Origin of the sequence: Streptococcus thalassemiae (genome assembly GCF_903645285.1) — a bacterium.
Lineage (GTDB): Bacteria > Bacillota > Bacilli > Lactobacillales > Streptococcaceae > Streptococcus > Streptococcus thalassemiae.
On record NZ_CAHJXN010000003.1, the window covers coordinates 463151 to 479602 of the forward strand.

The following is a 16452-nucleotide window of genomic DNA, read 5'->3' on the forward strand; positions in this document are numbered from 1 at the left end:
ATATATCTTCTAATAAGATAGAGTGCTGAAACAGTTTGATAAAGGAGACAGGATTTATGAAACCAATTGAAACAAGCTTTAAACGAATTGAAACCAAATATGTCGTTGCCAAGACTGACTTGGCTGATTTAATAGAAGACTTAAAAACATACCTCGTCGAGGACGACTATCCAACATCAACCATTTCTAATATCTACTTTGATACAGAGCAATTTGATATGATTCAGGATGATAGCCAAGGTACTAAGCGTAAAGAAAAGATTCGGATGCGAACCTATCTCAGTCAAGTCCAGCCTGATAGTCAGGTATTTTTAGAAATCAAATCCAAGGACAGAACTGGTGTCGGACGAAAATATCGTCTCTTGTCGACTCCCCAGTCTATCACCCAGTTTATGACTAAAGGACAGCTGGATAGCAGCATCAAGGACCAAATGATGATTGAAAAAATCCAGCAACTCCAAGAGGAATATCAGCAAGCCATCATCCCTCGTATGTATATCTACTACGACCGCTTTTCTCTCAAGGAAAAGAAAGAAATTAGCGGATTTCCCTACAATAAAATTCGTGTCACCATTGACCAAAATCTAACCTATCGTGATGAGAATGTCAGTTTATTCTCAGGAAAGGACGGTTTCCCTCTACTAAACGAGGACATTGTCATCATGGAAATCAAAGCTCCGGGTAGAAAACCCCAATGGCTACAAGATATTCTAGACCAATATGGACTGGTAGAGCAGAAATTTTCAAAATACAGCTGCGCCTACCACAAGTCTCAGGGGCTGGACTATAGCCCACGACCAAGCACAGAAAGTGTAGGTACTACTTATGTCTAATCTTTTCAACTCTATCTTCAACGATACAACTGCCACTGCCAATCCTATCCAGCTCTTTCTAGCTCTCTTGGTCAGCCTGATTTTAGGTTTGGCGCTGACCTGGGCTTACAAACACCGTACCCTCTATACACGGGAATTTGCTGTTAGTTTGACCCTACTCCCCTGCTTAATGACCTTGGTCATCTTTCTGGTAAATGGCAACTTAGGAACCTCTATCGCTGTTGCAGGAACCTTTAGCCTCATTCGTTTCCGTTCAGCAACGAGTGGCTCACGGGAACTAATTGCTATCTTTCTTGCCATGATTATCGGGCTGGCGGCAGGGACAGGCTATCTAGCCTTAGCTGTTCTCTTCACCGTCTTTATCTTAGCGGTATGGCTTCTTTTAGAGAAACAACAAAGCAAGAGCAACCACCAACGTCGCAGACTATTAACTATCACAATCGCCAACCAAGAAAATCAACTTCAAACTATCCAATCTGGACTGGCACAATTCTGTACCGAGTTAGACCTCATCTCCATTGATACCAGCAATGATGGAGAACAAGTCACCACTGTCTACGAAGTGGATTTCAAGGCTCAAACCGATGATTTTCAAGTCATCCATTACCTCACTAAAGAACAAGATACTTACCAGGTTTCCCTGACCAAGAATGCCAAGAAGAGAAAGAATTTGTAATTTTCAAATCAAATAGCAAACTAAGAATCTCTTGAGTACCACCATTCTTTACCAATCAAAAAACTCCGTAGTCTCTAGCGCCATAAATCCGGCTAGAGATTACAGAGTTATTTTTTAATCTAAACTTCCTACAAGAGTATAGTATCTACTGAAAGGATATGGTATTTGTAGGGAATACTTTAAAGGATACTCATAGGAAGTAAGTATTAACTAGTTATATTAGGTTTAGTTTACCCATTCACCATTGGCATTGACTCTATAGCCATCTACAGTTGTATTGACTGCAAGGGCACCTGAACCGTCAACATAGTACCATTTGTCTGATACTTTGAACCATTGGCTTGCTTTCATAGCACCTGATACTTCAAGATAGTACCATGTATCTCCATCTTTAAGCCAACCTGTTGCCATTGAACCGTTAGCATTTAGGTAATACCATGAGCCGTTGACTTTAGCCCAACCTGTCGCCATAGCGCCATTAGCGTTGAGGTAGTACCATGAACCATTGTATTGTAGCCAACCTGTTACCATAGCTCCATTAGCGTTGAGGTAGTACCATGAGCCATTGTTTTGGAGCCAACCTGTTACCATAGCTCCATTAGCATTGAGGTAGTACCATGAACCGTTGTCTTGTAGCCAACCTGTCGCCATTGAACCATCCGTATTGTAGAAGTACCACATACCATTTTCTTGTTTCCAGCCTGTTTTTGGAGCGGCTGGTTTAGCTGGTGCCACTACAGAATATGAGCTGGATGATGGAACATATGATGAGTATGAAGGGACATATGTCGGATTAGATGGTCTTGCAGGAACAGAAGGTTGTGCTGGTTGATCTGAGGATGGAGCTGGAGCTGGTTCAGCTGGTTTCTCTGGTTTTGCTGGAGTTTCAGCTGGTTTTTCAGTTTTTGGAGGTTGCTGTTGAGTCAAGCGGTTATATGCTTCTTCTGATTTACGAGCGTAGTCTTCTTCAGCTCTTTGATCATCTGTTTTTTCTTTTGCTTTTTCTTCTTTAACCTCTTCAAGAGCTTTATTATACAAGTCTATCAATTCATTTAAAATTGACACCTCTTGCTCTAAACTCCTACCAGCTTCTTGAAAATCAGAATTTGCTTTCATCTCGGCTTGAGATAATTTTTCAACAGCAGCTTTAGCTCCCTCAATGATAGCGGGATCTGCATTAGCTTCTTCAGTAGCTTTCAGAGTCTCCTTCGCTTTTTCAAGAGCAGCTTTTACTGCTACAGCAATTTGTTGTTTACTTGCTGTCTCTTTATTTAAAGCATCAACTTCCTTTTGTTGTTTAGCTACAGCATCACCTAAATCATCAGCACGATCTTGTGCTTTTTCTGACGCTGGACGTGCAGCATCATTTTCTTCCCCTTTTTTAATTCCATCTTGAATATCTTTAGGTAAGTCTGTTAGAGATTTACCATCTTGCCTTGTGCTATTAGGGAGATTATCTTTCTTTTCGTCCTCTTCTGTTAATACAGGCGCTTCAGCAGCTTTATTAACATCAGCTAGAAGATCAGTAGCTGATAACTCGCCATTCTCAATAGCCTTTAAAACATATTCTTTCCCGATAGCTTCTTTTGCTTTTTCAATAGCTTTAGGCTTATCTTCAGGCTTGATTTTATCACTATTATTGATTTCCGCTATAGTAGCTTCTTCTACTTTATTCAAAAAGTTTTTTAATTCTTCTTTGGCTTCGGCTTCTTTCTTCTCTGCCTCTACTTTTTTCTTCGCTACTTCTTCTTCTTGAGCTGCCTCATCAGATTTTTTCTTAGCTACTTCTTCTGCTTTTTTAGCTTCTTCTGCTTTTGCTTTAGCTTCTTCTACTTTCTTAGTAAGTTCTGGTTTATTTTTTTCAGCCTCTTCTGCTTTTTTCTTAGTTTCAGCTAACTTATCTGGTTCAGGAACTACTATTGTTGTTTGAATAGTATTAAATTTCTCCTTCGCAGCAGTTTCGTGTTCCTTAGCTTTTTTCTCAGCTTCTTCTGCGGATTTTTTCCCATTTTCGTCGTGATTTCTGATAGCATTTAGATAATCTAGGACCGCTTTTTGAACTTCCTCTGTTGCCTTAGCTATCTCTTCAGAAGCTGCTTTTGCTTTCTCTGCTTTCTCTTCAGTTTTCTTCTGATCGTCTTCATATTTTTTCTGATCAGCTTCTGCTTCAGCTAAAACTTTTTTAGCGTCTTCGTATTCTTTCTTAGCAGCTTCAGATTTTTTCATTGCTGCATCGTAGTCTTTCTTAGCAGCTTCAGATTTTTTCATTGCTGCATCGTAGTCTTTCTTAGCAGCTTCAGATTTTTTCATTGCTGCATCGTAGTCTTTCTTAGCTTGAGACTGGTTAGCTACGGGAGCGTCTTCTGCTCTTACAAAAGTAGGCTGAGACGCAACAAAACCAGCTCCTAAGATAGCGACACTGGCTAGACTTGTTAAAATCATTTTTTTCTTATTCATCTAAATTTACCTCTTTTCTGATAATCATTTTCAGACTATACTATATTAAGTATACCCCCCCCCGTAAATACTTGTCAAGTGTTTTATATTACAATTGTGTTACATTTTCGTTCGGAATTTTATTTGTTTTATCAAAGTTTTTATGAAAATCGTTTTGAAAACTTTTGTATTTCTTTACATTCTCTCCCTTAGAGTTTCTCTTTTATACTCACTTGACTTCAAAGACAAGGTGTGTATTTGCTTTTCGATTGCAGATAAAACTCACATTACCATATATCAAAAGGTTGATTTCTGAATTAGGAATAGTCTTGCATATTTGCGATGGATGATGACTCGTTCTTATTTTCAGTAAGTAGCAACTGACTCGAGACACTCCAAAAAAGAGGTCAATGTTCGCCATCAACCTCTTTCTTATCGTTCATTCTTGTTGCTAGTGAGACGGATAACTTACCTCTCAGTCGGCATGTTCATCCTAGCTTACCCATTCACCATTAGCATTGACACGGTAACCATCTGGTGTTGTTGTGTTAACAGCCAAAGCGCCTGAACCATTTGCATAGTACCAGTGTTGACCTACTTTAAACCAACCCGTCTTCATGATCCCTTCTTCATCAAGGTAATACCAAGTACCATTTTCCTTGTACCAGCCTGTTTTCATAGCTCCTGAGCCATCAAAGTAGAACCATCTGCTACCATCTGTTCCCCAGCCTGTAAACATAGCACCTGAGTTACTTAGATAATACACCGATCCATCAACTTCTACAAATCCAGTCTGCATGACACCTAGATCATTCAAGTAGTACCATTGACCACCTGTTTTCAACCAGCCTGTCTTCACATCACCAGACTCATAAAAATACCACTTGCCATTAGACTGCACCCAGCCAGACTGATCAGATGTGGATTTTCTGAAATCTTTCAGCGGTGTTTCTACAACTATAGCTTTACTTTTAACTGTTGAAAGGTTTGAAGCAGTCACTTCTGTGTACTGAACAGCAGAACCATATCCACCAGCCAATTCCTCTGAAGAAGTCGTAGTTCCTAGAGCCAAAGCAACGGTTGCTGCTTTCTGAGGATTAGCTGCATTTTTAAAAGCAGCAAGACCCACATGGGTAAATTTAGGGTTAATCAAGTTCTCATAATAAGATGAAAATTCTTTTGATGTTTTATCTTTCTTTTTCGCCACATAGTTCGCCTTTTCAGCATGCCAATTTTCAATGGCTTTTAGAAATCCCTCAGGATTCAAATCTAAAGCTTCTCCACTTAGGCTATTACCAGATGGAAAGGCAGTCCAGTTGTTTTTACTTGAAAGACGTTCAGCCTTCAGCGCAACAGATACCTCAGCAGCGCGTACAAAAGCCGTTTTCTCATGGTCAACTGACCATTTGACAGGAACATACTTATCTACCAAACCTTCATCCGCTGCTTCTTTACGAATTTTATTGATAGCATCTAAAATAGATTGTTGATGAGGAGGCAAAAATTCTCCCTTGATTCCAACCAAAACATTGCCACTAGAAGGTTTTAGCACCTCTGAGGTCAATACATTGCCATCAGCAGATTGTGTTGCAACCAGTCTGTCGTTCGCAAAAACATCATTTGTCAAAACTGCTCCTGCCAAGGTCAAGGCCAAGGCACTAGCAAATACAATTTTCTTCATTTCTTTCTTACTCCTTATTGTAGTTTGAATATTATCTTAACAGATACCTTTCAACGTTTAATTATATCATATTTTCCTACTATTTGTCTTTGCTTACCTATTCCTAAATCCCAAAAGTAGGCGCAATGATTCTTTATTTCACAACAAGTTCATAACGTGTCTTACTTGTGAAGGTTTGACCAGCTTTAAGGATGACTTGGTCTTTGAGGTTACTGTGAATGGCATCTGGTAAAGCTTGCGCTTCAAGGGCAATCCCATTGTGCTGTACCATTGGCTGACCTCCTATGATGACACTCTCATCCACAAAATTTGCTGTGTAGACTACAAAGCAAGGAGCCTCTGTCTTGAAGAGCAGGAAGCGACCTGAGTTTTGGTCATAAAGGAAACCAGCATTGTCATGACCTACAGGGAGAGCAAATGGATGATCTAAACCTGATACCAACTGGATTTGCTCATCTTCTTCTGCAAAGATGTCTTTCAACAAGGCACCATTGTAGATGTGTTTGACCACATCACGAGTAGCATCTGGAGTTTTTGCAGGAACACCGTCGGGAGCGATTGGGTAAATCCCCTCTGTGTTTAATTGGAAGACATGGCGGTCAACTGTCTGCGTGAAATCACCAGACAAGTTGAAATAGCTGTGGTTGGTTGGATTGACCAAGGTATCTTGATCAGTTGTTACCTTGTAGCTGATTTCGTAGGCACCAGTTTCTTCCAAGTGATAGCTGATCCAAATCTTGAGATTGCCAGGAAATCCTCCTGTCCCATCTGTACGCTCTGTGTAAAGGGTCAAGCCATGGTCGCTCACTTCAGCTAGTTCAAACAAGCTTGAATCCCAACCTGTTGAACCACTGTGGTTACAGTTACTAGCATTGTTGACTTCAAGATTATAAGTCTGACCATTGAGTTCAAATGTCGCACCTGCGATACGACCTGCCACAGGACCTACGCTAGCCCCATGTTTAGGACTATTGCCTACATAACTATCAAAGTCATCAAATCCCAAGATAACATTGGCAAAATTTCCAGCCTTGTCAGGCGTGACATAGCGCAAGATGGTCGCACCATAGGTCATGACTTCAAGCTGGTAGCCACCGTCAGTTTCAAATTGATAGGCCAAGACATCTTGTCCCTCAACATTTCCAAATACACGCTCTGTGTATGCTTTCATTTTGTTCTCCTTTTACTATTTCTCTCAAGCAAACAAACCATAGAAAGCGCCTTGACAATCTATGGTTTACTTGTATGATTTACAAATCCTCTTGTCAAGAATTCATAAACACTGTCTTACTTTTGATATTCGTGGATGATAACACCTTGTACCACACGGTTTACGGTACCTGTAGGAGACGGTGTATCAGGTTTATTTTCTACCTTGAGTGAAGTCAATAGGGCAAAGAGTTGGGCATACACGATGTAAGGGAAGACACGGTAAATATCATTCAAGACACCGCCACAACCAAGGGTCACTTCTTTGACATTTTCAAGACCAAAGGCTTGATCACTCAAAAGCACAACACGGCGAGCAATCTGGTCACCAGCAACTTCACGAACCAAGTCCAAGTCGTACTTACGAGTGTAGTCTGTCGTTGTACCAAAGACCAAGACAACTGTATCTTCGTTGATAAGAGATTTTGGACCGTGACGGAACCCGACTGGGCTTTCATACATAGTCGCAACTTGACCAGCAGTTAGTTCCAAAATCTTCAACTGAGCTTCATGAGCAAGTCCAAAGAAAGGACCAGCGCCTAGATAGATGACACGATTAAAGTCGAGGTCAACAAGCTCTTTGACATCTTCTGCATTATCTAAAACTTTACGAGCAAGACTAGATACAACTTCAAAACGTTCAGCTTTCACAGCAAATTCTGTAGGATCAAAGACCAAGAGTGCTGTCAACATCATAGATGTAAAGCTAGAAGTCATGGCAAATCCAGCATCATTAGAGGCAGCTGGTTGCAAAAGCAAGAGATTGCGGTCATCTCCATGAGCTTGAAGAGCCAATTTACCATCTGCTGCGCAAGTAATCGTCACTTGATAAAGCTCATCCACCAAGGCTTTGGCCAAATCAACAGTTGCCACACTTTCAGGTGAATTTCCACTACGAGCGAAAGATACAAGGACAGTCGCCACATCTTTTTTCAAATAAGTTTCTGGATTGGCAACGATATCTGTTGTCGCAATAGCATTGAAATTCCATTTGCGTTCGTCATAGACTTCCTTAAAGTAAGGCACCAAGGTATCTCCCACATAAGCAGAAGTCCCAGCACCTGTCAAAATAACCTTGATATAGTCATGTTTATCCGCAATCCCTTGTAGGAAGGCTGCAATTTCTTCACGTTTTTCTTGATAAGATTCAAAAACTTCTTTCCATACATCAGGCTGTTGGTAGATTTCACGTGTCGTGATTTCTGCACCCAATTCAATCAAGTCTTCTTTTGTATAATGTAGCATTGAGTTCCTCTTTTTCTATCAAATATGGGAATGGGAGTAAGCCCCATTCCCATGTATATTCTATATAAGTTGTTCTGACGATTTTCACGTTGTCACATCGTATACTCAATGAAAATCAAAGAGCAAACTAGGAAACTAGCCGCAGGCTGCTCAAAGCACTGCTTTGAGGTTGCCGGATAAGACTGACAAAGTCAGCTCAAAACACTGTTTTGAGGTTGTGAATAGAACTGACGAAGTCAGTAACCATACCTACGGCAAGGCGACACTAGTATGGTTTAAAGAGATTTTCGAAGAGTATTATTCATCTTCGTCATCATCGAAGCCAGCTAACAGGTCATTGACTTTCACAATGCTTTCTGCAGCACGGTTCTTATAGTCCGCATCTGCGCCTGTCAAGCTCGCATTGATAAATTCAATCACCATTGGGAGATTCATCCCTGCATAAAGTTCGATGTCACGACCTTCCATAATCAAACGGCTTATCACGTTACATGGTGTTCCACCGAGAAGATCCGCAAAGACTAGGAAATCATCCAATCCTTCAATAGCAGCTTCAAATTTTGCAGTAAATTCTTCTGGTCCATCTTCTGGAAGAAGAGCTACTGTGTAAATGTTGTCTTGTGGGCCCATAATCATTTCTGTGCTACCTTTAAGCTCCTCACAGAAGCGACCATGGCTCACCAAAATTAATGATTTGGTCATAAGGAATTACATTCCAAGTACAAATTTACCAAAGGCAGAAAGAGCCAAAGCAAGTACGATAATAATACCGATAGCTTTAGTAGAGTTCATACCTTTCTTACCAAGCAACCAGAAGATAAAGGCAGTAAAGATTGCTGGAAGCAAGCGTGGGAAGATTTGGTTCAAGATGTCTTGGAAGTCAATCATCTTCTCACCGATTGCCCATTTGTAAGAAATTTCAAAGTTAATTACTGTTGCTACAAGAGCACCCATCATGAAGACACCAAGTACAGATGCAGCGTCAATCAAAGCTGTCAAGGTACTTTGCATGTTGTTGATGAGGTTAACCCCTTCTTTGTAGGCAAATTCCAACTGTTTCCAACGGAAGATGTCATAGGCTACTGCAACTGCAATCCAAAGGAAGATACCCCAAGGTTGGCCAGCGATAGCCATAGTTGCTGCGACTGACCCCATGATAGCAGGTACAAGTGAACCAAAGATTGTATCTCCAAGAGGAGCAAATGGTCCCATCAAACCTGTCTTGATACCGTTAACGGCGTCTTTTGAACCCACACCATCTTTTTCTTCCATGGCAAGGTCAAAACCAGCGATAATGGTATGGAAGAATGGTGAAGTATTGAAGAATTGAGTATGAACTTTCATCATTTCTTTCAATTCAGGAGTTCCATCCCCATACATTTTACGCAATTGAGGCAAGATCATGTAAAGGTAACCAGAAGCTTGCATACGTTCGTAGTTCCAACCTAATTGGAAAGTAAACAAGCTACGTTTGTTGATTTGATTAAAATCTTCTTTTGTAAGTTTGTAATTAGAATTCGTCATCTTCGATTTCCCCACTTTCTGATGGTGTAGAAGGTGCTGCTACAGCTACTTTTTGGCTATTTTTAAAGTGAAGCACTGCAAGGAAAATACCTACGATAGAAATACCAATCATAGACAAACCTTTGAAGTTGTTCACGAAACCAATTTTTTCAGCAACTTCAGCAGGAAGAGTACCTACGATACCAGCAACAGCGCCACCAAGACCTGTTACATATGAGTAAAGAACAGTCAACATAGCTGTCAAACCAAATCCCATAGCAAGGTAGTGAAGGTTACGTTTAACTGGAAGGTAACGAAGCAAGATTGCAAATCCAAGACCTGGAAGCATACGTCCTGCAAGTGTCAAACCATCTGCAACCCATTGGTATTCTGTAACGAAGTCTACTACGCCTTGTACAAATTCACCACCAAAAGCAAGGGCAAAGAAGACTGGAAGGGCACGAGATAGAGCCCAAGGAATCGCACCAAGCAAGTAGTTGCGTTCAATACCTTTATAGTCAAAGCGTTCGATGGCAGCATCCACACGGTGAGCGAAGAAGGTAGTAGTCATACGTCCAAGAACGTCGAAGTAAGTCAAGAGAGCTGCTACTGGTACAGCGATTGTAGTAATTGCAAGCGGTGCATCAATTCCTTGTGAAACAGAGAAGGCTGTCGCAAGAACCGCACCAGAAGTTGCGTCGATACGAGAAGCACCACCGAAGGTACCAACCCCAAGAACGAACAGTTGCAAGTTACCACCGATAAGCAAACCAGTAGTCACATCTCCCATGATTAAACCAGTAATGAAACCAGCAAATACAGGGGAACCTGCAGATGAAACGATCGTCAACTCATCACAGATTTGATAAGCTGAGTACAAAGTGAGAAGTAAAATTTGCCACCATTGTATCATAACAATGACCTCCTAAAAATTTTTTTCCTATTTTAATAAGCTCAAAAAGTCTGAAATTGGATCATTTGGAACCATTTGAGCAGTAAGTTTAACACCTTTTTCTGCCAGTTTGTGGAAATCTTCCACATCCTTGTCTACTACGTTGATAGAACGTGTGATGGAACGAGTTTCTGGTGTTTGAGACATATTCCCAACATTAAGGGTTTCAAGTGGTACACCTGCTTCAACCAAACCAAGGAAGCGGTCTGGTTTACGAGCCACGATAAAGAGACGTTGGCTATCGTATTTTCCAGCAAGAATATTGGCTGCCGCTTTTTCAATTGGCAAAATACTCAATTTTACACCTGGTGGTGTCGCAAGTTTCAAACCACTCTTTTCAACGTCGTTGTTGACAACTTCGTCATCTACAACCATAATACGTGAAACATTTAGTTTTCCAGCCCAAAGATTGGCTACTTGTCCGTGGATCAAACGTCCATCGATACGGCATCCTACAATTGTCATAAGTTTTCCCCCTTTATGTGTTTTAGTGTAGGTTTACGAGTTAAATGAATCTCTTCTTTATATTGGCCCTCTGTTTCAAAGATGATGATACGATTGGCACCTTCCTTGAGATAGCTATGAGGGATATAAAGCGAGAGGGTCGGGCCAACGTTCCAAAAACGTCCTAGATTCTGCCCATTGACAAAGGCAACTCCCTTACCAAACTCAGACAAGTCTAGGTAAGTATCTTTTGGCTCTTGGACTATAAAGTCATAAGCGTAAAAGGCTGGTTGTCCTTGAGTCCATCCTTTTGAAAAATCAATTTTCTCAGGATTGTCTAGTGGGAGTGGATAGTGTTTCCAGTTTAGTAAGAAGTGCAAATCCTTACAAACCCCTGTCCGAATTCCCTTACGTTGCGTATCCGCTAAGAACTTGTGACCATAGTTGACACGCCCCATATTTTCTACCAAGATATCTATCATAGATAGCGCTTTCTTTTCACCTTGATAAAAAATATCTTCCCCAATCTCTGTCTGGTATTGGGTTTTAACCCACTGACCATCGACATAAAGCTGGGCCCTATCTCGACCATCAATGATACGAAGTCTTTCTTCTTCTGCATCCCAGTTTGTTTCTGTTCGATAGAGTAAGTAACCATAGCTTTGTCCCAACTCCTCCATCTTTTTAGGATAGAGACTTTCTATCGGACTTGACAAGCTATCCAAGGTTTCAAACAAGGAAACTTTTTCAACTAGTGGAATAGCATCCAACTCCATACTCTCTTTGTAGAGTGGTTCCAACTGTGGATACTCTGGGAAATGTGTCGCCATCATCTTCTTGACTGCCAGATATTTAGCAGTTGGATTTCCTTCTTCATCCAGAAGGGCATCGTAATCATAAGACGTAACTTGTGGCAGGTCCAAAGTCCCTCGAGCCGAGCAACCATTCATGAAGCCAAAGTTTGTACCACCGTGGAACATGTAAAGATTGATAGAGCCTTGTTCCAAAACTTCTCGAACTGCATCTGCCAATTCTTTTGGATCCCGTGTGATAATCGGTTCTTTCCAGCGATTGAACCAACCATCCCAAAATTCCATACACATGAGTGGCCATTTCTTACCATGCTCATCAAAGAATTCCTGCATCTGTGAAAAGTTGTAAGGTGCCTTAGAACCAAAGTTTCCTGTTACAAAGAGGTCATCTTCGATTAAGGTTCCAGCTTTCAAAGTAGCTCGCCATGGACCATCTGATGTAAAGAGGGGACAGGTTACGCCACGCTCTTCCATCAGCTGTCGAATGACTCTCAGGTAAGCCTTATCCTCGCCATAAGAACCATACTCATTTTCAACCTGCATCATAAGGATATTGCCACCATTGTCCAACAAATGTGGAACCAATCGTGACAAGAGCTGGTCATAGTAGCGACCGACAGCTTCAATATAAGCAGGATCTGAGGAACGAATCCTCATATCTTTGGTTAAAAGCCAAGCTGGTAAACCACCGAATTCCCATTCCGCACAGATAAAGGGTGACGGACGAACGATAGCGTAGAGACCTAAATCCTGTGCCGTCTGGAGAAATCGCTCTAAATCCAGAGCCCCTTCAAAGTGAAACTCGCCCTCACGAGGCTCGTGTAAATTCCAAGCCACATAAGTCTCTACCGTATTAAAGCCAAGAGCCTTCAAGTTATAGAGCGAATGATACCAATCTTCTGGAGGAACCCTAAAATAATGAATGGCGCCAGATAAAATCTTAAATGATTTTCCATCAAGATAGAAATCATCTCGTATCTCAAATCGTGTCATAAAACTACCTTCTGACCGCGAAAGTTTACGCTTTCATTTGTTGTTATAGTAATTATAAACCAATCTGTTTGAATTGTCAATAGAAATTGTCGGAATATTTGCTAGAATTTTACTATTATACACACGTTCAATTAGTTTCAAACATTTTCAGACCCATTTCAAACGCTCTTTCAATTCGGAATAGATAACCTAAAATAATTTTGTATAAAATACATTTATAAAATACGTGCAATGCCTATGTAGCTTAATTTTTCAAACTATTTTTCTAATTTTTTATTCAAAAGACTACTATTTTTTTCGCTTTTATGGTAAAATTTTCTGTGGAGAAGGAAAATAGAGGTAAAAATATGGCAATTCCCAAATATCAATACATAAAAGACGAATTAAAAAATAAAATCATCTCTGGGCAGTTTAGCAGTGGAGATAAATTTTACACTGAAGCAGAGCTCATTTCAATGTACGATGTCAGTTCTATCACAGTTGTCCGCGCCTTAAACGACCTTGCTAAAGATGGATATATTGTCCGCCAACAAGGAAAAGGAACCTTCGTTTCACGTGCACGCAAACACAAGCTTGTAGAGTTTTCAGATATTGAACTCTTTAATGCTAAAGATGATAAGGTAACTGTTCTTTCAATTGAACGCGGAAACAAACTCGCTTACTTGGAAAAATTGGGTCTACGCGGCGATCAATTCTACTACAAGATTGAACGTGTCCGCGAATCAAACGGTGTCGTTTATATCTACCATACATCCTACATCCCAGAACAATATATCAACGCAAATTATCCAAACCTTGAATACTATAGTTCCATCTATAACCGTTTCAAGTTAGACTACCACATTCATATGAATGATGAACACTTTGAAGAAATCAATGAAATAGTCTTTCCAACTCCAGAACATGCGGCTTCAGTCCTCGGAGTCGATGAACAATTCCCTACTGTCTTACAAACTAAAATCACCAAACTCGAATCAACTGGTCAAGTTTTAGGATACAGTGAAACTTACAAACGATCTGATTATTACAAGATTAAATTCATCTCATGTGACCGTGATCACTAAGAAGAAAGTCTGAGCCTAATCGCTTGGGCTTTTTCTATGCTTATTATATGACATAGTAGATTGAAATAGAATATGGACAAATCGATTAGGAAATTTAAAGGAATTTCTAGTAATATTTTAGAAGTCACAGTATACTATTCTATATTCAACATATTATAAAATATTGGTTATTTTTTGCAAAAGCACTTTAATAAAAAAGAAAAATCGAAGTTCTGCTACTCCAGTAAATAGAGTAATAGAACTTCGATTTTTATTCTAATTATCCTAATCCAAGACGTTCAAAGATATCATCCACTCGTTTGGTGTAGTAAAGAGGGTTGAAGATCTCGTCGATTTCTTCTTGTGTGAGGCGTGAAGTTACTTCTGGGTCTGCCTCAAGAAGTGGTTTGAAGTCCACTTGATTATCCCAAGAGTAGGCTGTTTTTGGTTGTACCAAGTCATAGGCTTGCTCACGGGTCATCCCTTTTTCAATCAAGGTCAACATGGCACGTTGGCTAAAGATAAGACCAAACGTAGAGTTCATGTTGCGGATCATATTTTCTGGGAAGACTGTCAAATTCTTGACAATATTTCCAAAACGGTTGAGCATGTAATCAATCAAGATGGTCGTATCAGGTGTGATGATACGCTCAGCTGATGAGTGGGAAATGTCGCGTTCATGCCAGAGAGCGACGTTTTCATAAGCTGTAATCATGTGGCCACGGATAACACGCGCAAGCCCAGTCATATTTTCAGAACCGATTGGGTTGCGTTTGTGAGGCATTGCTGAAGACCCTTTTTGCCCCTTAGCAAAGAACTCTTCCACTTCGCGTTGTTCTGATTTTTGTAGACCACGAATCTCAGTCGCCATACGCTCGATGGAAGTCGCGATGCTAGCAAGGACTGCAAAGTACTCAGCGTGAAGGTCACGAGGAAGGACCTGTGTAGAGATTTCTTGAGCACGGATACCCAATTTGTCGCAGACGTATTGCTCCACAAATGGTGGGATGTTGGCAAAGTTACCAACCGCACCAGAAATCTTACCAGCTTCCACACCAGCAGCCGCATGCTCGAAACGCTCGATATTGCGCTTCATTTCGCTGTACCAAGTCGCCAATTTAAGACCAAAAGTCGTCGGCTCAGCATGCACACCGTGGGTACGACCCATCATGATGGTGAACTTGTGCTCCTTAGCCTTATCAGCGATGATGTTGGTGAAGTTTTCGAGGTCACGACGGATGATGTCGTTGGCCTGCTTGTAAAGGTAACCGTAGGCCGTATCCACCACGTCGGTAGACGTCAAACCATAGTGGACCCACTTGCGCTCTTCACCAAGAGTCTCAGAGACCGCACGCGTGAAAGCCACCACATCGTGACGAGTTTCCTGCTCAATCTCCAAAATACGGTCGATGTCAAAGTCCGCCTTCTCGCGAATCAAAGCCACATCTTCCTTAGGGATTTCCCCCAACTCAGCCCATGCCTCGTCAGCCAAGATTTCCACCTCAAGCCAAGCACGGTATTTATTTTCTTCACTCCAAATATTCGCCATCTCAGGGCGGCTATATCTATCAATCATGTTTTCTTTTCCTTTCTTTTTGTTTTATACAGGAGAACAGATGCTTGTAGCTCAAATTCAAACAATCAAACACTCTTTTCATTGCTTCTATCTCATAACTCTTATAAAAAAATTATTCTAAATTATCACTCTCCTCTTTCCCTAAACTTCATAGTTCTCATTAAAATTAAAAGATATGTAAATATTACAACCGTTAACAGTACTGCTATTAGCATCTGTATCATCAGGAATTTGTCACCAAAAAACAATATCCCTCTAATTTCTCTGAATGCATAAAATAATATGATTAACCAAAGAAGTACAATACAATACATTACTAAAAATGTTCTTAACCTCATATTTTTTCTAGTCGAACTTACATCAACATTCTCTAATTCTCGACTTTCTTCTCCAGAGATATTTAAATTACAGCGTAAAGTTAGTAATTTTCTAATTAGCTCATTTTTTTCTACTATTGGGATATAATCAATCATGTAGAGTCTAACTAAGACGTCCTCAATTAACTCTGAATTCGAAAAAAATCTTTTAATGGAAATATTATTCTTTCGAATAAGTGAATTGACTATTGATTGTAATAATTCTTCTGTCAATTCTGTATCATTGGTAAGAACTTTTTCTAATATGGACAATATTTCTTCTTGACACTTTTTTAAGTTCTTTTGTGATACTCTTGAAGTCCAAATATAACTACTAATTGTTGATATAAGTGTAATCAATAGACCACCTAGTACAGTTATTACCCACTGGTTATTTATTATTGCACTCAGTATTTGCATAGAATCTCCAAAAACCTCCAAATTTTATATATAGTTCTCCTACTCAAACTCCTCTTTTCCAATAAACACAGATGGGTAATGATCTAGTGTACTCAAATCCGTATCCATCGGTAGATCATAGATAGCTAAATAGTTTTCAGGGTATTGTGCAACTAGCTCTGCATATTTCGCTTGTACCTTATTCTGGTCAGCACTAGCAAACAAGACTTCAACAACTGCTCCAGTCTTATCTTTTTCAATAAATGCATTAACGATAATTTGTATCATAGACTT

General features: G+C 40.2%; 14 protein-coding genes and 1 pseudogene. 3 read left to right on the plus strand and 12 right to left on the minus strand.

Annotated features, from left to right (window positions below):
* The first annotated feature begins 56 nt into the window (after positions 1-56).
* Positions 57-833: a polyphosphate polymerase domain-containing protein gene (locus HWX15_RS07390; RefSeq protein ID WP_000802442.1), complete on the plus strand. Its 777-nt coding sequence runs from the start codon at positions 57-59 to the stop codon at positions 831-833.
* Entirely contained in the window at positions 826-1509 is a 684-nt protein-coding gene (locus HWX15_RS07395; RefSeq protein ID WP_175880701.1) for a DUF4956 domain-containing protein, read from the plus strand. Before HWX15_RS07390 ends, HWX15_RS07395 begins: the two co-directional genes overlap by 8 nt.
* 225 nt (positions 1510-1734) lie before the next feature.
* Here the strand turns inward: HWX15_RS07395 and HWX15_RS10335 are convergent.
* The 9 genes and pseudogenes from HWX15_RS10335 to HWX15_RS07440 all read right to left on the minus strand — a co-directional run.
* Positions 1735-2409: pseudogene (locus tag HWX15_RS10335) on the minus strand (RICH domain-containing protein); the annotation flags it as partial.
* A gap of 2029 nt (positions 2410-4438) precedes the next feature.
* On the minus strand, positions 4439-5626 hold the full coding sequence (locus HWX15_RS07405; protein ID WP_175880703.1) for a CAP domain-containing protein: 1188 nt from the start codon (positions 5624-5626) through the stop codon (positions 4439-4441).
* Between the two features lie 133 nt (positions 5627-5759).
* Positions 5760-6797 (minus strand): aldose epimerase family protein, encoded by a 1038-nt coding sequence (locus HWX15_RS07410; protein ID WP_175880704.1) that lies wholly within the window; start codon positions 6795-6797, stop codon positions 5760-5762.
* A gap of 116 nt (positions 6798-6913) precedes the next feature.
* The gene (locus tag HWX15_RS07415) at positions 6914-8080 is read right to left on the minus strand and encodes an SIS domain-containing protein (protein ID WP_175880705.1); all 1167 of its coding nucleotides are present in this window, start codon (positions 8078-8080) and stop codon (positions 6914-6916) included.
* A 297-nt stretch (positions 8081-8377) separates the two neighbouring features.
* The gene (locus HWX15_RS07420) at positions 8378-8782 is read right to left on the minus strand and encodes a PTS sugar transporter subunit IIA (RefSeq protein WP_175880706.1); all 405 of its coding nucleotides are present in this window, start codon (positions 8780-8782) and stop codon (positions 8378-8380) included.
* A 6-nt stretch (positions 8783-8788) separates the two neighbouring features.
* A complete protein-coding gene (locus tag HWX15_RS07425; protein WP_172928728.1) occupies positions 8789-9604 on the minus strand; it encodes a PTS system mannose/fructose/sorbose family transporter subunit IID in 816 nt (271 codons plus the stop codon).
* On the minus strand, positions 9591-10496 hold the full coding sequence (locus HWX15_RS07430) for a PTS mannose/fructose/sorbose/N-acetylgalactosamine transporter subunit IIC (RefSeq protein WP_000617003.1): 906 nt from the start codon (positions 10494-10496) through the stop codon (positions 9591-9593). The genes HWX15_RS07425 and HWX15_RS07430 overlap by 14 nt, the downstream gene beginning before the upstream one ends.
* 27 nt (positions 10497-10523) lie before the next feature.
* Entirely contained in the window at positions 10524-11000 is a 477-nt protein-coding gene (locus HWX15_RS07435) for a PTS sugar transporter subunit IIB (protein ID WP_000156973.1), read from the minus strand.
* Complete coding sequence (locus tag HWX15_RS07440; protein WP_175880707.1) at positions 10997-12784, minus strand: glycoside hydrolase family 35 protein; 1788 nt, start codon at positions 12782-12784, stop codon at positions 10997-10999. Before HWX15_RS07440 ends, HWX15_RS07435 begins: the two co-directional genes overlap by 4 nt.
* A gap of 347 nt (positions 12785-13131) precedes the next feature.
* Between HWX15_RS07440 and HWX15_RS07445 the strand changes: the two genes are divergently transcribed.
* Positions 13132-13848, plus strand: coding sequence for a GntR family transcriptional regulator (locus HWX15_RS07445; protein ID WP_173277324.1), 717 nt, complete (start codon positions 13132-13134; stop codon positions 13846-13848).
* A gap of 259 nt (positions 13849-14107) precedes the next feature.
* On the opposite strand, the gene purB is transcribed toward HWX15_RS07445, so the two are convergent.
* The 3 genes from purB to HWX15_RS07460 form a co-directional block, all read right to left on the minus strand.
* Positions 14108-15403: an adenylosuccinate lyase gene (purB, locus tag HWX15_RS07450; protein WP_033688008.1), complete on the minus strand. Its 1296-nt coding sequence runs from the start codon at positions 15401-15403 to the stop codon at positions 14108-14110.
* A gap of 125 nt (positions 15404-15528) precedes the next feature.
* Positions 15529-16200, minus strand: coding sequence for a hypothetical protein (locus HWX15_RS07455; RefSeq protein ID WP_175880708.1), 672 nt, complete (start codon positions 16198-16200; stop codon positions 15529-15531).
* Positions 16201-16218: 18 nt separating this feature from the next.
* The gene (locus tag HWX15_RS07460; RefSeq protein ID WP_175880709.1) at positions 16219-16446 is read right to left on the minus strand and encodes a phosphoribosylaminoimidazole carboxylase; all 228 of its coding nucleotides are present in this window, start codon (positions 16444-16446) and stop codon (positions 16219-16221) included.
* Positions 16447-16452: the final 6 nt, after the last annotated feature.